Genomic DNA, 18,163 nt, shown 5'->3' with positions numbered 1-18,163 from the left:
GCGTTTTTTTGTTATGAGAGGTTTACTCTGAGGTCGGCCACATTTCCCAAAGCATTGCTTCCATATTGCTTTCGACATCATCGCTAGTGTTTGAGAAAAAATCCAAGTTAGTGCGAGCTTCTACTTCATCAATGGTTGTGACAAAGCTTTCGAGTTCACTGCTTGATACATCACGGTGCGGCACAATAAAAGCAATCGCATCGTTGTAATACGGGTCGAGAATCACTTTGTAGAATGCACTTGGAATCATAACGCCATTGCCAATAAAGGTTTCATTCCCGTCATAAATTGGGCCTGTCACCACATAGAGCTCTTGATATTCATTGGCAAGGTCACGTACATGCTCTTCTAGCAATCGCCAACCAACTCGATTAAACCCTGGAAGCTGTGGTGACATATTGCTTAGTAAGAAACTTTCTTGCATCGATATTTCGCTGAAGTCCATTGCTGCAGACGGAGCAAGGTGGCCACGGTCATAACCGGATTTGGAGTAGTCGCTTAGTGTTGATTGGGCGTATTCGGGGAGTTCTGAATCGGCTTTAAAGCGGTTACTTCGTTTGAACTGTCCATTGACGCTTTCTGCGGTGACATGATAGGCGACCCAATCAGCATTCTTCATGGAATAGTTGTAGCCAATGGCATAACCGGTTCGACAAAGCATTTGATCAGAGAATTCTGAAGGCAAACCTTTGACTAGATGTTCACCACAGGCTTCGGTTGCGACAGCAAGAGGCGCGATATTAAGTAAGAGGGTAGTTAATGATAGTAATAGTATGTTTTTCATTGTGTTTCTCCTTATTGGAGCAATGAAATTAAATACTTATATCAATAAGACTGTGATGAAGGCTAGATGTTAATCAATACTCGATAAGGTATTGATTAACATTATGATTAGGTTGTGAATGTAACGGAGAACACAACAGAAAAGATGAACATCCAGAAGTGTTAAGTTTGGCTGCCAGAGAAGCGAATATCTTGAAGATTGAAGCCCAAATCGATGTCTGTTTTGAGTGCTGAAACGAGCTTGCATACACGAGCCGATTCAATATGCTCATCGAATTTCTTGCGATACTTTTTCGGTAAGTCTTCAGCTAGGAATGCCGTTTCTATATCTGGATACGTTGTTAATATCTCTTTGGCCGCTTTTGGTCCAACGCCAGGAATCCCCGGCACTTGGCTTGAGCTGACGCCCGTTAATCCCCAGTAATCTGCGAGCTGTTCAGGTTTTACGCCAAATTCCGCTTCGATAAAGGGTTTATCTAACCAACGGTGCTGAAAGTAATCACGGATCTGTAGCGTTGGTGATAACAGTTGGCAGTAGCCCTTATCCGTAGAGATGATGGTGACCGTTTCTCTGTGATCGGCCACTTTCTTAGCGAGCGTAGCGACTAGATCATCCGCTTCATCACCATCAGATAGCAGTGAATCAATCCCTAATTCCCACCAAGCTTGTTGGATAGCATCAAGGCCTTTCATTAATGGTTCAGGCATCGGCTTGCGGTTTTGCTTGTAGGCAGGAAGGACTTCAGCGCGCCAGCCTCGATCTTGTAAATGATGATCAAATACCGCAATGATATGGGTTGGCTTTGATTCTTTTAGGATGCGATTAAGAGTACGAGCAGTAGTGGTGATGGTTCTTGCAATATCGGTTGGGTCCGGCTGAACAGAGTGAACGCGTCGGATGAGATTCAAAGCATCGATAATAACAAGATGGATAGACATAAGTTTCCACTAAATAGGCAATAAATAAGGGGCTGCTAGCCCCTTATAGTAACGTATCACTTGGTGAGTTGAAACGTTGGCGACGTAAACGTCATGAGTTGTTTAGCTTTATGCTTGTGGCCTGTTATCAGTCACTTGTCGTTATTCGCTGCTAGGCATAATTTTATAGCAAGGAACGTAGTCAGTGCCACCCGGTAGTTTCATGCGATGTTGTTCAACAAAGTCATTCAGCAGTTGGTCCATTTTGGTCATCAGCTCTTTGTCGCCATCAATCAGAAATGGGCCGTGTTTCTCTATCTCTAGAATACCTTCGGCTTTGACGTTACCGGCCACAATGCCAGAAAACGCTTTGCGTAAATTAGCCGCAAGGCTTTCTGTTTTCTGGTCCATATGAAGATCAAGTGCCGCCATAGACTCATGTGTCGGATCGAAGGGCAGTTGGAACTCAGGCTCAATATGCAGTGACCAGTTATAGCTATAAGCATCGCCGGTCTCTTTACGGTGAGAGCGTACATCTGGCATCGCTTGTTTCATGATTTTCGCAGCGCGTGCTGGATCATCAATCACGATTTCGTAGTGTTTCTGAGCCTCTTCCCCGAGGGTTTCCCCGATGAACTTATCGATAGAGCGGAAGTAAGCTTCACTCTCTTTTGAACCCGTTAATACAATCGGCATGGGTTGGTCGACGTTATTTGGGTGCATCATGATCCCTAAGATATACAGCAACTCTTCAGCCGTACCGGGGCCGCCAGGGAAAATAATGATGCCATGTGCCATACGAACGAATGCCTCAAGACGCTTCTCGATATCTGGCATGATCACCAATTCGTTCACTATCGGATTTGGCGGCTCAGCAGCAATGATTGAAGGCTCGGTAAGCCCCAAGTAACGATGATCTGTATAGCGCTGCTTAGCGTGACCAATCGCCGCGCCTTTCATTGGCCCTTCCATTGCACCTGGTCCACACCCCGTACAGATGTTGAGTTCACGTAGGCCAAGTTCATTACCTACTTCACGAGTATATTGGTATTCAGTGGCATTAATTGAGTGGCCACCCCAACACACGATCAGGTTAGGTTCGATGCCCGGCGTAAGTGCGCCTGCATTTCTCAAAATACCAAATACGAGGTTGGTAATATGAGTGGCATTAGTCAGGTTGAGTCTTTGGTTGTCTGCAAGATGCATGTTGACGTAGACAATGTCACGCAGTACTGAGAATAGGTGCTCTTGGATACCCTTGATGATTTCACCATCGACAAAGGCATGCTCTGGTGGATTGCTCAGTTCGAGCTTGATACCTCGCTCACGTCGCACGACTTCAACATCAAACGATTGATACTTGTCGAGCAACTCTTTGGAGTTGTCGGTGTGGCTTCCCGAGTTAAGTACCGCTAACGTACAGTTACGATACAGTTGGTACAGATCACTAGACGCGGTTTTCTTAAGACGCTCAACTTCAAGTTGAGAGAGTAAATCCATGCTACCGGCAGGGCTGATATGAGTGATCATAGTGCCTCCTTGTTGAAAAGAGCAGGGGGACGTTGAAGTGACCCTCTGGCTCGAGAGTGAGAAGCAAACGTTGAAAGTGTTTGGTTAAAGGTGAGAGAGTTAACCAGACGAAACCGTTACGACAGCGTTGCTTAATGGATTATATAATCTTGCTTAACAGTCTATATGCAGGTGCTTAACGGTATATACATGGGTGCTTAATAGCAGATGTATAGATGCTTAAGAGCTAATATAAAATAAATTAAGAGCGTATATACAGCATTGCTTGCCAAGAATGCTTGTTAAGCGAATGTTAATCATTAGCTTAGCAAACATTGAGGGAAATGGTATGTGATAAGTATTTGAAAAAATGAAATAAATTAAATCTAAGGCTGGCTTAGTTCCAAACAAGTTGGTTGGTACCGCGTTGCTTTGCTTTGTTTAGCGTCTTATTAAGTCTCTCTAATACTTCTTCAGGCGTATCAGACTCTTTAAACTGAGTACTTGCCGCACACAAGGTAATCGTGATTTGTTGGTCACGGAACTTAAAGGGTAGGCGGCTTACTTGAGCTTGGATGTTTTGAATCACCTGGTGGCAATATTCATCGGTTTGTTCTGGCAACAGCAAGACAAACTCTTCTCCAGAAAAGCGAGCCACGGTATCGGTTGTGCCAGCTTCTTTAGTAATTGTTCTCGCGATGATTTTAAGTGCCTTATCACCCGCGGTATAACCAAAGCTATCGTTGATGGCTTTGAAGTTGTCTATGTCGAGTAGCACTACGCGCAGTGAGTGTTGTGCACGAATCCAACGGCGATACTCAAGCTCTAAGCGATCAGTAAAGGCGGTGCGATTGTAAACTTTAGTGAGCGGGTCAAGTAGCATACGCTGAGCCTGATCTTCTAAGCGCTTGCGGTAATCTTGGGTGACTTCATAGAGTGAATCTAACTGAGTCTTCCCATAACTCATTCTCTCTATTAGAGCTTGTTCTTTCTGTTCTGCGTGATTCAGTCTTTCTGAAAGAGACGCGATTTCAGTGAGTAGCGGATTAATCGTTCGCTTTAAACTATCAATTTCCTTCGCTTTCTCTACAGAGTTCTGGCTCTTAATGACAAGTTCACTTAACTCAGAGTTAAGGCCTTGGCGGTGCTCAAAGTAACTTTGGCTCTGATCGGCATTTTGGTCTGCCGTTTTGATACTGGAGGCCAGCGAAGAGTTTAGCTGATCGATAAATTGTTCAGACTTCTTACGCTCTAGGTTGGTGCCTTCAATTACCAGTTTGAGGATCTGAAGTGTCAGCTCAAGCAGATTTTGTGTGGAAACACCCAGTAGCAGTTTCGCTCGAATATCGGTAAGCAAATCACCCGATTCACCCTCGAAATCGAGTTCAGTGATCAGATGTTGTAATTCGTTTGATAGGTCTGAAAGGAGTTCTTGTTCCGGAGAATGCGTAACGTCGGCAAAATGAGTGCGTGAGTTATTCGCCATAATCTTAATGGCACGCTCATAAATACCGAGAAGTTTCATGGCATGGTCGACTTTCTGACTGCCATTGCATTCGGAGAAGCTAAGTAAGTTTCGTAGGTCGCGTTTAAGCTGTGCTGGAAGGCCTGTTATGCGTTGCAGCGTTTCCCCACTGTGCTTAATGCTATCGTCCAGATATCCGTTCTGTTTATCCATAGCCAACGTTTTCTGCTTAAGCATCCTTTCTAATACTGCCAGCTTTGGGATCATCGAGCTAATGTCTTTTTGCTTTTCTAGCTCTTCCCGAAGGGCAATGAGGTTTTCATCTAAATGGCTGTTACTGCCAACACATGCGTCACTTAAAGATGTGACGATACGCTTTAGAACTTTTTGTTCTCTAATAAATTTGAACGAGGTGTCTCTTTGCGTCAAACGGACCTGCTCCAACTGAAGTTTCAGCTGGTGGAGTTGCGCCTGAATGTCTTTTTCAAGAATGCCCATAGATGTATTAATTAGCGCCGCGTAGACCGAGCTCGATCATTTTGATGAAATTCCGTTGCATCGATAATAACAAAACTAAAAATAAGGTCACGGCTTGCCGCTCTTAACCGCTCGCAAATCAGTCATCTTTTAGCATTTTTTTGATGTTGTCCTCATTCTGGTATGACGATTGTATCTTTATTAACCCTTGATTAATCGCATGTTTACACGCTTCTCTTATGTTACCAGTTGCAAGACTCGCTGCGGGCGCATTATCGATAGCTTTTAAGTATACCCATTGACTGCTGCGCTCTTTGAGACTGATCTCACGCGCTAGATTCGTCGACATCAATAACACATCGAGTAGTTCTTGGTCGTTAATTGCAGTGTAAGCGCGTGGCAGGAACGGGTAGTCAGCGATGCCCATACGGACTGTTCGGTTGATGTTTCGCTCGGGTTCGAAGTCATTAACCCAAGATTGAATCTTCCTGAACAGAGCTTCAGGTGATAAATCACGGTCAGCGTTGGGCTCGATATAAAGCAGGTTCGCATCCGAGAAATGGTAGACACGAGCTGGGCCTTCAAGCTTAGATTTGAGGAATTCACCAAAAGCATCTTCGAGTTCTAGGCCTGCTTTGTAACCGTTCTGCGTGTACATATTACGTAGGAAAGGTAAGTCAATCATCACGAAGCGTAAACGGTCGTTGAGCGGTTCATGAATCAATTCACCAAGCTGCCACTGCTCAAAGGTTTGGCTGGTTTGTTCCAATGAATTTGAGAGTTTCGCATTCAGCATTCTTAGATTAGGAAGCTTAGAACGCGAATGCGTAAAGAGGTCGGTACGCAGTGAGTCGACCTCTTTGGCTAAGGTTTGAATGAGGTAGCCTCGGCGCAGCACAAAGAAGAATAAGACAATGCTGAACAAGAATAGGGCAAACGAAATCTTTTGGAACTTACGATGTTCTAGTTTGTATTTCTCTAGCTCTTGTTCTTGGCCTGCATAGTGCAGGGTTTGTTCGGCAAACTCTTTTTGTTGGCGGAATGCGTCTTCCCCAACACGGTTGAGTTTTTGCTGCTCTAAAGAGACAAGGCTGTTGTATTGCTTGAGATTTGCCAATGCTTGCTGTGGACGACCTGCCTGTTCATAACCCAAAGAGAGTAAATAGTATGAGCGTTGCGACAGGCGCATATTCTCTACCTGGCGTGATATTTCAAGTGCACGTGTCGCATGCTTGATCACATCTTCGCTCTCTTGCAGGTGGTAAGCCAATCCTGCTGATAATAGCGCAGCACGACCTTCCAGTTTTGGAATGTCGGTGTACTCAAGCAGTTCAAGGGCACGGGTTAAGTACTGCTCAGCTAGAGGGTAGTTATAGAGGCGTAAGTAAGTTGCCGATAGACTTAGACGAATATCGATGACTTGGTGGATATCTCTGTCGGTACTTTCGTGGTCAAGGACGTTGAAAAAATGCACAAGAGCAAGGTTATATTTACCTTGTAAGAAGTACACATCACCCATCTTTTTAAGTACTTGAGCTAATATGGGAGAGTTTTCAAAGTTATCATAAAAATCAGCAGCTTGAGATAGATGTTCTAATGCCTTGTCTAAGACTTGGCGCTCAAAGAAAAGCTGTGCAAGCAGGCGATTGACCTTAGCTAAGCGTGAACTCAGGTTACCTTCTACTGATTTCCAGTAGCCATACAACAACTCAGAGAGTGCGTGGTTGTACTCTTTATGGGTTAGATAAAATTCACCGACCGAGATGTGGTAGTCGATGGTAACTTTTTCTGAGTAACGCTGATCGAGGTAGGTTTTCGCTTCTTGGTAGAACTTCTCGGCTTCGTCGACCTTATTGTCATAAGAGGCGATATCAGCTTTCAGCATGATCAAACGATAGGTAATACCTTCTGTTAAACGTAAGGTTTTATTCACCGATTCTAGGTTTGCTTCAATACTTGTCAGCTCTGCTGTTGCTGTGGCTGACTTTCTGTCACTCAGCCAAAGTAAGCGAACTTTTAGGATCTGAAGGTCCAACTTTAAGTAATTAAGCTTATAGGTTTTTGCGAGCTCAGAGGCTTTGTCGATGTTTTTAATCGCAATACGAATGTTGCCTAGGTTGTATTCCGCCTTGGCTAAGATTTTATACGCATCGATACTGCTGTTTGGCGTTCTAATTGAAGAGTCTGTCTCTTCGCGAGAAATTGCTGAAGGGCTTTTCTCACGTTGATCAGAAAGGACACGAAGCGTTAGGTAGCTGTTAGCCATTTGTTTTGCTTGGCTCGGCTCGATCTCAACCAAGTTATTGGCTTCATTGAGTAGCGCCGACGAATAAACCGACGCATTGACCGATGTGCTTAAGCTTAAAATAAATAGACTAACAACGTATAACCAACGCATTTCAATGTCCCTTTAAAGATTTGGTAGGTTCAAATAAGTGTGGGCGGTTCACGCCGACTATTGGCGAGCCATACGCTTATTGTGGCTTGGTCTATCTTGCTCTGTTGAACGGTATGGATTGATATCCAGACCACCACGACGCGTGTAACGTGCAAACACGGTTAGCTTCGATGGCGCACAGTATTTCATGATATCAGTGAAGATACGCTCAACGCATTGTTCGTGGAATTCATTGTGCTCACGGAAAGAAACTAAATAGCGTAGCAGAGCTTCACGGTCAATTTGCTTGCCTGAATATGCGATCTCAACGCTGCCCCAATCCGGTTGGTTGGTGATCAAGCAGTTCGACTTCAACAGGTGGCTATGCAGAGTTTCTTCTACTTTTTGTTCGCCAGCAGCACCTTCAAGCAGTGACGCTTCAAAATCATAGCTGGTGATTTGGATATCTTGGTTGTCGATGCAGTCACCTTCCATCGTCACGATAGGTTGGTTCGTGTAGTCGGTTACTGAGTTTACATTCACAACCACAGGTTCGCCTGCACATGCAGACAAATCTTGGGTCAGGCGCTCAGTGACTTGAGCCCAGCTTTCAAATTGAGTCTGGTTATAGCTGTTTAGGTACAGCTTGAAAGATTTTGATTCAATTAAATTTTGGCTGGTGGCTGGGATGAAAACTTCGCCCACCGCTACTTGTGGTAGACCGTTGGTGTTTAGCCACGAAAGCTCGTACATCGTCCAAATATCATGACCAACAAAAGGCAGCTCGCCGTTTAGCGCAAGATCATCGCGATTAAGGCTACGAGGCACTGGTTGCAATAAACTTGCATCGTATTGGTTAGAGTACTCAGTTTTTTGGCCAAGGGTTAAACCCGCTAGCTCTTTTGCGTCAGAATATTTGCTCATACTTTCGTTTCAAATTCGATTAGAATGGGGTCGATTTTACTGAATCCCCATTACCCTGTCATTAAGTCATCGCTTAATCGGTGCTGAAAGGGCTCGGATTCTATTTATTATTTTGTGTTTAGGAGATTTTCATGACTCAACGTGCTCAAGACGCACTACTTTCTTTTAGTCAGCGATACGTTGACGCGTGGCAGCAGCAACACCAAAGCTTACCTCGTAATGAGGAGTTGGTGGACATCGTATCGCCATGCGTAGAAGAAAAGAGTGGCGACGCCGTGTTGTGGAAGCACTATCCACGTGAGCAATTCGCGGATTTCACCAACGTTGAAACCGGTATTGAGTTGACTCTGCATGAAGACATTAAGACTTTCTACGGTGCACAATTCAGCGCAGATATGAACGCGACCTTTGATGGTAACGAGCTGACTCTGTTACAGATTTGGAGTGATGAAGACTTCGAATGCCTGCAAGAAAACATTTTAGGTCACCTAGTCACTCAGCGTCGTTTAAAGCTAAAGCCCACGGTTTTCATTGCCGCGACCGATGCAGAGCTTGATGTTATCTCTATCTGTAATCTGACGGGTAACGTGATCCTAGAGCGCTTAGGCACCAAAAATCGTGATGTATTAGCCGAGACATTGGCAGAATTTTTAGAAAAGCTACAACCAGCGGTATAAATAGATGTACGTACTAGAGCTTCAATTTGAGTGTTTTGATAACACAACGGTCAGCGCTGTCGATAAGGCAGTTAATGGCTTGATGGATGCACTTCGTTACAATGGACAAGTGCTAGGCCGTGAGTTTCCAATCGTGATGGGCGACGGCGAATTCTATGTTCGCGTTGTGTGCCCAGAGCAAGACAGCTTGCACCCACGTAATCATTCAGATTTCGTAAAGGTCTGTTTTGAACGCTTATCAGCTGCGAGTTTATTAGCACCTAAGATGCGTCTGCTTGGTCGAGATCTGAACTCAGAAGAAGTGGCAGAAGATGAAACGCCAAGTTGGCAGGTGTTATACACGACATTCGTGCATACCTGTTCGCCGCTGCGTAGTGGCGATAGCTTGTTGCCGATCCCTTTGTACCGCAACCCGCCAACCTTCAATGGTGACCATAAAGCCGTGTTGAAATGGCAGACTGAATGGCAAGCCTGTGATGAAGTACAAATGGGCGGGGGTTGCCGTGCTGAACATGCAACGCTGACCGAGATTAGCGATACCAAAAGCGTATTGTTCAAACGCGGCTGGGGCTTGAGAGGGCGCATTGAGTACCTCACTAAGATCCCAACGTATTACTACTTATACCGTGTGGGCGGCATTAGCTTAAAAGCTGAAAAAGAGCGTAAATGCCCACAATGTGGTGGCGAATGGCTGCTTGATACGCCTATTCACGATATTTTCTATTTCAAGTGTGATGACTGTCGATTGGTGTCAAACATCTCTTGGGATCACCTGAAGTAACCCTTCTGTGGTTATTTAAACGTCGTATTTTAGATATCGGAGTATTGCTTAAGTGCTCCGATATCGATTTCCCCTTTATATCAATCGTTTATCATCTTGTTTTCTTACTCGATTTCGCGACTCACAAGCTATCTTTTCCCAATCTTTATTACTCCCTAATTGTTCGCTACTGTTCCCCCCCAAGTAGGTACAGAACGTGATATTCCCCTCTTTCTGTAGCTCCAACGTATTCATAGAAATAATCCAACACCCATCAACTTTTAGTTACCTCAATAGTTAGCCTGATCACAATAATCAATCAGTTCTCTTTCAATTTATATTCTTCTCAATATAAATGGGATCGATCCCATGGGAATGTTCCCATTTATAAAAATAACCTGATTCTAGATCTGAAAGGAATGGACGATGAAACTGTTACCTATTGCTGCTGCACTCTCTACTGCTTTACTTGCCCCTAATTTATACGCTGATGAAACCACGCCATTGGAGTTCAATGGTTACATGCGCGGAGGCGTTGGCCTGAGTAATGAAGGCGGCTCAAACAGCAAGTGGGAGGTGAGTAAAGTTGGCCGACTCGGCAACGAAAATGACCTGTATGGTGAGTTTGGTTTTAAGAAAGAGGTGTATGCAGAGGACGACGTTTCATTTTTAGTTGATTCCATGTTGTCGTACTGGCAAGGCCAAGATGAAAACGCGGCGGATAAAAGCGTTGATGTGGTGCAATTGAATGTTCAGGCTGTGGGGCTTTTTGAAGATAAGGACATTGGAATTTGGGCAGGTGAACGTTACTACCAGCGTCATGATGTACACATTGTTGACAACTACTACTGGGATGTCAGTGGTATTGGTGCTGGTGTTGAACACATCAATATGGGTCCAGGTAAATTATCGGTAGCTTTGATTCAAGACACCGTTACGGGTGATGTCTTTGATGGCAAAGAAACCACAGCCATGATTGCAGACGTGCGCTATGCCGGGATTCCATTGTGGAAAAATGCGGATCTTGAGGTCGGCATTGATATGAACTTCGCCAATGAAAAACAAGGTCAAACGATCGACGCGGATGACAGTGTAATGCTAACGGCAAGCTTGAATCAAAACCTTTCTGGTGGCTTCAATAAAACGATTCTACAGGTTGCTAACTCTGGTTACGCCGAGCAGATGACGACTTTTGGAACGGGTAAAGGCATCGTTCGTGATGCAAACAACAACGACGCCGAGGGTTTCCGATTGATTAACTGGGGCGTGCTTGCGATTGGCGAGAACATCGAGTTTGGCCACACTGTTCGTTATGCAGCATCAACCGGTGTTGGCGCCAATAATAGCGATGATGATTCTTTCAGTGCGGTAATTCGCCCGCTTTACAAGTGGGATAAGCGTATGCGTACCATTCTTGAAATTGGTGGCTTTGTTGAAACTATCGATAATAAAGATGGGGCGGGTGGTAAATTCACAATCGCTCAGGCCTGGGTTCCACAAGTGGGCTTCTGGTCTCGTCCTGAATTCCGTATCTTTGCCACTTACCTAAACGATGCTGAAAATGACAATGCCTTCGGTGAAGGTAAAAACAGTGAAATGAGCGTTGGTATGCAAGTGGAAGCTTGGTGGTAAGTCGAACTTTCTTGTAAATCATAATCATTAAAAAAGGGGCTGACGTTATGTCAGCCCCTTCGGGTATCTATAGGTTGCTGTCGTTTAGTTGATTACCAACCTTTAACTACGCCACCTTGGAAGATATCAGAAGCTGCGTTGTACACTTCTTCAGTTTGGTAAGCTTTTACGAAGTTCTGTACATTTTCAGCGTTTAGATTTTCTTCACGAGAAACGATTAGGTTTACATATGGAGAGTCTTTGTCTTCAACGAAGATGCCGTCTTTTTGCGGAGTCAGGTTGATAGAGCTCGCGTAAGTTGTGTTGATGATAGACAGTGCAACATCATCAAGAGAACGTGGCAGTTGAGCTGCGTCTAGTTCAACAATCGTTAGATTCTTAGGGTTACCCACAATGTCACGAACGGTTGCTAGAAGACCAGCGCCTTCACGAAGTTCAAGTAGACCTTGTTGCTCAAGAAGAAGTAGAGAGCGACCTAGGTTAGTTGGATCGTTTGGTACTGCAATACGAGCGCCGTCTTGGATTTCATCTACCGATTTAACTTCTTTAGAGTAACCTGCAATTGGGTAAACAAACGTGTTACCAGCGATTGTTAGCTTGTAACCACGGTCAGCCACTTGCTGATCTAAGTACGGTGCGTGTTGGAATGCATTGATATCGATCGAACCGTCATCTAGCGCTGCGTTAGGTGTTACGTAATCTGTGAAAGTCACTAACTCAACATCTAGGCCGTACTGCTCTTTTGCTACTTTAGCTGCTACTTCTGCAACTTGTGCTTCAGCACCTGCCATTACGCCAACTTTGATTTTAGAAGTATCCACTTCTTTCTCGCCACAACCTGCTAGTACTAGCGCTGAAGCTGCCGCTGCGATAGTCAGTAAACCTTTAAGGCTAAATTTCATAATAATCTCCTTTTAATAAATCTATTTAATTTGGTTCAGACGACTCTTGTCTTAGATAGTTTGCGTTTTAACGCTGAGTCTTTATCTGTGGTCAACGCGGCGAACCAATGAATCACCGATTGATTGAATAATTTGTACAAGCACAATCAACATTACTACTGTCACAGCCATGATGGTCACATCGTAGCGGTGGAATCCGTAACGAATCGCGACATCTCCTAGGCCACCGCCGCCTACAGTTCCGGCCATTGCTGAGTAGCTCACCAGAGTCACTAACGTAATCGTTACTGAGTTGATGATAGTCGGAAGTGCTTCAGGAAGTAGAACCTTATTGATGATTTGTGTTGGTGTTGCGCCCATTGATTGAGCGGCTTCTACTAGACCTGTTGGTACTTCAAGTAGCGCACTTTCGATAAGTCGAGCCACGAATGGGATAGCGCCAATTGTTAGTGGAACAATCGCTGCTGTTGTACCGATGAAGGTACCAATCAACATCTTAGTCAGTGGGATGATTGCAACCATCAGTACTAAGAAGGGCACTGAACGGCCTACGTTGACAACCGCACCAAGAATTTTGTTTAGCTTGGTGTTCTCTAACAGACCACCTTTTTTAGTCGTGTGTAGAATCACGCCTAATGGGATACCGACAGCGAAACCAACGATGCCTGCAACAGCAACCATGTAAAGAGTTTCGCCTGTTGCGCCTAATAGAAGGTTACTGTTAAGGCTGATCCAGTCAGCAATCTCGTTGAAACTAAAGGACATAGCCAAGCACCTCTACTTTTACATTGTTGTCGCGTAGGAATTGGATAGCAGCATTATCGTCTGCTTCATTACCGAACAATTCAGCAACCATCATGCCGAACTTCACGCCGCCGGCGTAATCAAGGTCTGAGCTTAAGATGCTAACGCCGATGTTGAATTTGCGTGCGATTTGCGTCATTAACGGAGCATCGACCGTTGCGCCAGTAAACTCAAGGCGTACCAGTGGATAGCTGCTGTTTACGCGAGTATCTTGCAAACGTGCTTGGTAATCTTCAGGAATCGTTAGATCGAGCGTTGAACGAATGAACTGATGTGCCAGCTCTGTTTTAGGGTGTGCGAATATTTCACCCACAGTGCCTTTCTCTACTAGCTCACCATCACCAATGATCGCGACTTCGTGACAGATGCTTTTAACCACATCCATTTCATGAGTAATCAGTAGGATAGTGATACTCAACTTACGGTTGATTTCACGTAGCAGCTCAAGAATAGATTGAGTCGTTGCTGGATCCAGCGCACTGGTCGCTTCATCACATAGCAGTACTTTTGGGTCTGACGCTAGCGCACGAGCAATCGCGACACGCTGCTTTTGACCACCACTTAAGTTCGCAGGGTAGGTATCACGCTTATCCGATAGACCAACAAGCTCAAGTAGTTCACTCACTTTCGCTTCAATCGCAGCTTTATCTCTACCAGCAAGCTCTAAAGGCAGTGCTACGTTGTTAAATACAGTACGAGAAGATAGCAGATTGAAGTGTTGGAAGATCATGCCGATGTTACGGCGAGCTTCGCTGAGTTCTGATTTGCTGAGTTTTGTCAGGTCAATACCGTCAACAATCACTTCACCTGAGGTCGGGGCTTCCAACATATTTACACAACGGATCAGGGTACTTTTGCCTGCACCTGAAGAGCCGATAACTCCAAAGATTTGACCTTGAGGTATGTGAAGGTTGATATCGATTAAGGCATTGATTTCTTTAGTGCCTTGATAAAAAACCTTGTTGACTTGATTCACTTTAATCATAGAGAAACCCGTGCAGGTGGAACAGAATAATATGTCGATAGCTCGCTCGATTTACAGACGATGCTATGGTGTTCTATGATCTAAGTCAATAGATATTTTTACGTCTAGACGGCTAAACGTCGATTGTGTTGCTAAGGTAGAAACAAACCGTTAACGAACGCAAAACTAAATAGATAGTGATGAAGCAAATAAAGCGTGTAATAATTAATGATTAATAGAGAGTTGATAGAGAACTGAATTTTGTCTAAACCGGCTGTTTTTTTAGATCGTGATGGTGTGATTAACGTTGATCATGGCTACGTACATGATGAGCATGACTTTGAATACATCGATGGTGTGTTTGAAGCGGCAAAAGCGTTTAAAGATATGGGCTATTTATTGGTACTTGTGACCAACCAATCTGGTATTGCTCGTGGCAAGTTTAGCGAAGATCGTTTTCTTTCTTTGACGCAGTGGATGGATTGGAACTTTGTCGATAATGGCGTTGAGTTAGATGGTATCTATTACTGTCCTCATCACCCTGAACACGGCATTGGCGACTACAAGCAAGATTGTGAATGTCGTAAGCCTAAACCTGGTATGTTCATTTCTGCGCGTGACTTTCTCAAAATTGATATGGCTAACTCTGTCATGATTGGCGATAAAGCTGAAGACATGATGGCCGCAGAAGCCGCTGGTGTTGGTACCAGAGTATTGGTGAGAACCGGTAAACCCGTGACTGAAAAGGGTGAGGCACTTGCCAATGTAGTGCTAGATAGCATTAAAGATGTACCAGCTTTCCTGAAAGGCTGATACATTTTCCTACCGTTAACAGGCTTACTTATTACGTGGGTTCTAACCAGTCAACTGGGGTGCTAACCCATAAATAAGATATCAGCGCCGTTAACTATATAAAGATGAGGAACGCAGTATGAAAGCATTGTTGGCAGCATCTCTATGTACGGTAGCGTTAGTCGGGTGTTCTAAATCCGCGGCGCTTGATGGTGCAGTCTCGGATGATCAATTCGTGACTTATCAATGTGAGTCTGACGCTTCATTTAAGGTCGCTTACCTTGGTAATGAAAAAGCGGTATTACGTTTGCCAGAGAATGAATATCGCCTAACTCAAATAGCGGCAGGTTCAGGAACGAAGTACATCTTAGATGATGGAACCTCTGAACTGATCAATAGCGTCACTTTACGCACTAAAGGTGACAACGCACGTCTAGAACTTGGTCGTGTCGTCTATAAAAATTGCCGAAAGTAAGTCATAGTTAACTTCTAGGATTTACAAACAGTTAAGTGAGGGGGTATGCCCTCGCTTTTTCCTCTCTTCCCTTTAACGTTAGACTTTTTATGAGCAAAAAACTCACTATTCTCGATATTGCTAAGCTGTCCGGTGTTGGTAAGTCAACCGTATCTCGCGTTCTGACCAATGATCCAAAAGTGAAACCTGAAACCCGTGAAAGGGTGGAAAGAGTAATTCAAGAATCTGGGTACTCGCCTTCAAAGTCTGCACAGTCTATGCGCGGTGGCAGTCAAAAAGTCATCGGCGTAATCATTTCTCGTCTGGACTCTCCTTCTGAAAACAAAGCGGTAAGTACGATGCTGGCCGAATTGTATCGAGCGGATTACGATGTGGTGATCATGGAAAGTCAGCTTGATAGAGAAAAAGCCAATGAACATCTGCAGGTTCTCAAGCGTCGCAATGTAGACGGCATCATTGTATTCGGTTTTACTGACTGTGATATTCCTGCGATTGAAGCTTGGGAACACAAAGCGGTGGTGATTGCTCTGGATACCGAGAACGTGACGTCGATTAACTATGATAACCAACAGGTGATCAATAGTGCATTAACGCATTTAGCAGATCAGGGGATCTCTGAGGTTGGCTTCATTGGCGTTGATCCTAGTGACAAATCAACCGGTGAACTGCGTCTTAAGGCTTATCTCGAGTGGTGTGAAAATACAGGTTCAATTGCGAACTATCGTACTGGTCAACTTCATCATGAAAGCGCTTATCAGTTGGTGGATGAGGTGCTTGCTCCTGCGACTCAAGCGATTGTCTGTGCGAGTGATACACTGGCTCTTGGCGTAATCAAACGTCTGCAAGAGTTACAACGTGAAGATGTGGTGGTGACTGGCGTTGGTGGCAATGATCTTCTCTCTTTCTTGTTCCCTCGAGTATTTAGTATTGATCCTGGGTATCAATCTGCGGGGAAATTAGCCGCTAATCTATTGATCTCTCAGCTTTTAGGCAATGCAGAGATCTCTCATCATACTCAATCTCCTATTCTATAATTCACTCAATCAAGCGAAATTGAACCGCTTAGATTAAAATTAGAGTGTGATCTCTTTCAATTAATGGGACTGTTCCCATTTTAATTTATTATTCATGAAGGCATTATAATACCCGTAATTGGGAATGTTCCCATTAATCTAAATCGAGTGGTTATAGCTGCATGGTTTAGAAGAGTAATTGAATGAAACCAGGGTGGGGTAGTATGAGTAAGATAGCGAAGCAAGACGTTGCGCGTCTTATCGAGTTAGTCGGTGGCAAAGAGAATATTGCGAGTGTCAGCCATTGTCTAACTCGACTGCGTTTTGTATTGAACGATACGGAACAAGCGAACAAAGCAGAATTAGAGAAGCTTAAACTGGTAAAAGGCTGCTTTACGAACGCAGGTCAATTCCAAGTCGTGATTGGCACCGAGGTTGATGAGGTGTACGCACTTCTGATTGAGCAAACGGGTAAAGATGCATCATCAAAAGATGAGGCGAAGTTGGCTGCTCGTCAAAATATGAACTTCCTTGAGCGTGGTATCTCCCATTTAGCCGAAATTTTCGTACCACTGCTACCTGCCATTATTACGGGTGGTTTGATTCTTGGTTTCCGTAATGTGATTGGCGACATTCGCATGTTCGACGGCAAAACCTTGGTTGAGATCAGCCAGTTCTGGGCAACCGTTCATTCTTTCTTATGGTTGATTGGCGAAGCTATTTTCTTCTTCTTACCAGTTGGTGTGTGTTGGGCAACGGTTAAGAAACTCGGCGGAACGCCAATTCTGGGTATCACACTCGGTGTGACCTTGGTTTCTCCACAGTTGATGAACGCTTACATGATAGGTAAATCGGTACCTGAGGTGTGGGACTTTGGCTTGTTCGTGATTGAGAAGGTCGGTTATCAAGCTCAGGTGATCCCTGCGATGTTAGCGGGTGTGGCTCTGGCCTTCATTGAGACCAACCTTAAGCGCATTGTTCCTTCTTATCTGTACCTTGTTGTCGTGCCATTTGTCTCGATCATCTTGTCTGTGATTCTAGCGCACGCTTTCATTGGCCCATTCGGTCGTATGTTAGGTGATGGTGTGGCATTCGCGGCTAAAGTGGCAATGACTGGTGACTTCGCGATTCTTGGTTCAGTGGTCTTTGGCTTCCTATACGCACCTTTGGTTATTACAGGTATTCACCACACAACCAACGCTGTGGATCTGCAACTGATGCAAGATTTAGGTGGCACACCAATCTGGCCTTTGATTGCGCTATCAAACATTGCACAAGCATCTGCTGTAGTTGGCATTATTATTTTGAGTAAGCGTGAAGGCGAGCGAGACATATCAGTACCCGCTGCAATCTCAGCGTACTTAGGTGTGACGGAACCTGCGATGTACGGCGTCAACCTTAAATACAAATTCCCAATGCTGAGCGCAATGATCGGCAGTGCCGCAGCGGCTGCAATCTGTGGTAGTGCAGGTGTGATGGCGAATGGTATCGGTGTTGGTGGTTTGCCGGGTATCTTATCGATTCAACCTCAATATTGGTCGATTTACTTAGTCGCGATGCTGGTGGCGGTTGTACTGCCGATAACGCTGACATTGTTCTTCTATAAACGAGCACAGATGAAAGGCGAGCTAGAAACCGCCAACGCGTAATGCATTTAACAAGCGATGACTTCAAGTAAGTCATCGCTTTTT

Annotated in this window: 16 protein-coding genes; 7 read left to right on the top strand and 9 right to left on the bottom strand. The window is 44.6% G+C overall.

Annotated elements, in window-relative coordinates; genetic code table 11:
• Nucleotides 1–22 precede the first annotated feature (22 nt).
• The 6 genes from OCU90_RS13595 to queF form a co-directional block, all read right to left on the bottom strand.
• A complete protein-coding gene (locus OCU90_RS13595) occupies nucleotides 23–784 on the bottom strand; it encodes a DNA/RNA non-specific endonuclease (protein ID WP_061022380.1) in 762 nt (253 codons plus the stop codon).
• Nucleotides 785–945: 161 nt separating this feature from the next.
• Nucleotides 946–1,722 carry a flap endonuclease Xni gene (gene xni, locus OCU90_RS13590; protein ID WP_061022377.1) on the bottom strand — a complete coding sequence of 259 codons (777 nt, stop codon included), beginning with the start codon at nucleotides 1,720–1,722 and terminating at the stop codon, nucleotides 946–948.
• Between the two features lie 141 nt (nucleotides 1,723–1,863).
• Complete coding sequence (ppnN, locus tag OCU90_RS13585) at nucleotides 1,864–3,231, bottom strand: nucleotide 5'-monophosphate nucleosidase PpnN (RefSeq protein WP_004734386.1); 1,368 nt, start codon at nucleotides 3,229–3,231, stop codon at nucleotides 1,864–1,866.
• 376 nt (nucleotides 3,232–3,607) lie between these two features.
• A complete protein-coding gene (locus tag OCU90_RS13580; protein WP_004734387.1) occupies nucleotides 3,608–5,173 on the bottom strand; it encodes a GGDEF domain-containing protein in 1,566 nt (521 codons plus the stop codon).
• 118 nt (nucleotides 5,174–5,291) lie between these two features.
• Nucleotides 5,292–7,550 (bottom strand): tetratricopeptide repeat protein, encoded by a 2,259-nt coding sequence (locus tag OCU90_RS13575; protein WP_017091056.1) that lies wholly within the window; start codon nucleotides 7,548–7,550, stop codon nucleotides 5,292–5,294.
• A 57-nt stretch (nucleotides 7,551–7,607) separates the two neighbouring features.
• Nucleotides 7,608–8,453: an NADPH-dependent 7-cyano-7-deazaguanine reductase QueF gene (gene queF / locus OCU90_RS13570; protein WP_004734389.1), complete on the bottom strand. Its 846-nt coding sequence runs from the start codon at nucleotides 8,451–8,453 to the stop codon at nucleotides 7,608–7,610.
• Between the two features lie 131 nt (nucleotides 8,454–8,584).
• On the opposite strand from queF, the gene syd reads away from it, so the two are divergent.
• The 3 genes from syd (at nucleotide 8,585) to OCU90_RS13555 (ending at nucleotide 11,522) form a co-directional block, all read left to right on the top strand.
• On the top strand, nucleotides 8,585–9,130 hold the full coding sequence (syd, locus tag OCU90_RS13565; protein WP_017089736.1) for a SecY-interacting protein: 546 nt from the start codon (nucleotides 8,585–8,587) through the stop codon (nucleotides 9,128–9,130).
• Between the two features lie 4 nt (nucleotides 9,131–9,134).
• The gene (locus OCU90_RS13560) at nucleotides 9,135–9,911 is read left to right on the top strand and encodes a Zn-ribbon-containing protein (protein ID WP_017079382.1); all 777 of its coding nucleotides are present in this window, start codon (nucleotides 9,135–9,137) and stop codon (nucleotides 9,909–9,911) included.
• A gap of 405 nt (nucleotides 9,912–10,316) precedes the next feature.
• Nucleotides 10,317–11,522 carry a carbohydrate porin gene (locus OCU90_RS13555; RefSeq protein WP_061022375.1) on the top strand — a complete coding sequence of 402 codons (1,206 nt, stop codon included), beginning with the start codon at nucleotides 10,317–10,319 and terminating at the stop codon, nucleotides 11,520–11,522.
• A 92-nt stretch (nucleotides 11,523–11,614) separates the two neighbouring features.
• On the opposite strand, the gene OCU90_RS13550 is transcribed toward OCU90_RS13555, so the two are convergent.
• From OCU90_RS13550 to metN, 3 genes are all read right to left on the bottom strand, one after another.
• Nucleotides 11,615–12,424, bottom strand: a complete 810-nt coding sequence (locus OCU90_RS13550) for a MetQ/NlpA family lipoprotein (RefSeq protein ID WP_004734371.1) — start codon at nucleotides 12,422–12,424, stop codon at nucleotides 11,615–11,617.
• An 81-nt stretch (nucleotides 12,425–12,505) separates the two neighbouring features.
• Entirely contained in the window at nucleotides 12,506–13,189 is a 684-nt protein-coding gene (locus OCU90_RS13545) for a methionine ABC transporter permease (protein WP_061022373.1), read from the bottom strand.
• The gene (gene metN / locus OCU90_RS13540; RefSeq protein WP_061022371.1) at nucleotides 13,179–14,213 is read right to left on the bottom strand and encodes a methionine ABC transporter ATP-binding protein MetN; all 1,035 of its coding nucleotides are present in this window, start codon (nucleotides 14,211–14,213) and stop codon (nucleotides 13,179–13,181) included. The genes OCU90_RS13545 and metN overlap by 11 nt, the downstream gene beginning before the upstream one ends.
• Nucleotides 14,214–14,453: 240 nt before the next feature.
• On the opposite strand from metN, the gene gmhB reads away from it, so the two are divergent.
• From gmhB to treB, 4 genes are all read left to right on the top strand, one after another.
• The gene (gmhB, locus tag OCU90_RS13535) at nucleotides 14,454–15,005 is read left to right on the top strand and encodes a D-glycero-beta-D-manno-heptose 1,7-bisphosphate 7-phosphatase (RefSeq protein ID WP_017079386.1); all 552 of its coding nucleotides are present in this window, start codon (nucleotides 14,454–14,456) and stop codon (nucleotides 15,003–15,005) included.
• 118 nt (nucleotides 15,006–15,123) lie between these two features.
• Nucleotides 15,124–15,459, top strand: coding sequence for an MliC family protein (locus OCU90_RS13530; RefSeq protein WP_004734375.1), 336 nt, complete (start codon nucleotides 15,124–15,126; stop codon nucleotides 15,457–15,459).
• Nucleotides 15,460–15,548: 89 nt separating this feature from the next.
• The gene (gene treR / locus OCU90_RS13525) at nucleotides 15,549–16,493 is read left to right on the top strand and encodes a trehalose operon repressor TreR (RefSeq protein WP_004734376.1); all 945 of its coding nucleotides are present in this window, start codon (nucleotides 15,549–15,551) and stop codon (nucleotides 16,491–16,493) included.
• 203 nt (nucleotides 16,494–16,696) lie between these two features.
• Entirely contained in the window at nucleotides 16,697–18,121 is a 1,425-nt protein-coding gene (treB, locus tag OCU90_RS13520) for a PTS trehalose transporter subunit IIBC (protein WP_061022369.1), read from the top strand.
• Nucleotides 18,122–18,163: the final 42 nt, after the last annotated feature.

Source organism: Vibrio splendidus, from assembly GCF_024347615.1.
Classification (GTDB): Bacteria; Pseudomonadota; Gammaproteobacteria; order Enterobacterales; family Vibrionaceae; genus Vibrio; species Vibrio splendidus.
Note: the sequence above shows the minus strand (reverse complement) of the source record. Positions and strands in the feature narration are given on the sequence as shown.

What these genes read in the sequence shown, in the direction of transcription:
- OCU90_RS13595 (WP_061022380.1), bottom strand. Translation starts at nt 784, where the DNA reads ATGAAAAACATACTATTACTATCATTAACTACCCTCTTACTTAATATC.
- xni (WP_061022377.1), bottom strand. Translation starts at nt 1,722, where the DNA reads ATGTCTATCCATCTTGTTATTATCGATGCTTTGAATCTCATCCGACGC.
- ppnN (WP_004734386.1), bottom strand. Translation starts at nt 3,231, where the DNA reads ATGATCACTCATATCAGCCCTGCCGGTAGCATGGATTTACTCTCTCAA.
- OCU90_RS13580 (WP_004734387.1), bottom strand. Translation starts at nt 5,173, where the DNA reads ATGGGCATTCTTGAAAAAGACATTCAGGCGCAACTCCACCAGCTGAAA.
- OCU90_RS13575 (WP_017091056.1), bottom strand. Translation starts at nt 7,550, where the DNA reads ATGCGTTGGTTATACGTTGTTAGTCTATTTATTTTAAGCTTAAGCACA.
- queF (WP_004734389.1), bottom strand. Translation starts at nt 8,453, where the DNA reads ATGAGCAAATATTCTGACGCAAAAGAGCTAGCGGGTTTAACCCTTGGC.
- syd (WP_017089736.1), top strand. Translation starts at nt 8,585, where the DNA reads ATGACTCAACGTGCTCAAGACGCACTACTTTCTTTTAGTCAGCGATAC.
- OCU90_RS13560 (WP_017079382.1), top strand. Translation starts at nt 9,135, where the DNA reads ATGTACGTACTAGAGCTTCAATTTGAGTGTTTTGATAACACAACGGTC.
- OCU90_RS13555 (WP_061022375.1), top strand. Translation starts at nt 10,317, where the DNA reads ATGAAACTGTTACCTATTGCTGCTGCACTCTCTACTGCTTTACTTGCC.
- OCU90_RS13550 (WP_004734371.1), bottom strand. Translation starts at nt 12,424, where the DNA reads ATGAAATTTAGCCTTAAAGGTTTACTGACTATCGCAGCGGCAGCTTCA.
- OCU90_RS13545 (WP_061022373.1), bottom strand. Translation starts at nt 13,189, where the DNA reads ATGTCCTTTAGTTTCAACGAGATTGCTGACTGGATCAGCCTTAACAGT.
- metN (WP_061022371.1), bottom strand. Translation starts at nt 14,213, where the DNA reads ATGATTAAAGTGAATCAAGTCAACAAGGTTTTTTATCAAGGCACTAAA.
- OCU90_RS13530 (WP_004734375.1), top strand. Translation starts at nt 15,124, where the DNA reads ATGAAAGCATTGTTGGCAGCATCTCTATGTACGGTAGCGTTAGTCGGG.
- treR (WP_004734376.1), top strand. Translation starts at nt 15,549, where the DNA reads ATGAGCAAAAAACTCACTATTCTCGATATTGCTAAGCTGTCCGGTGTT.
- treB (WP_061022369.1), top strand. Translation starts at nt 16,697, where the DNA reads ATGAGTAAGATAGCGAAGCAAGACGTTGCGCGTCTTATCGAGTTAGTC.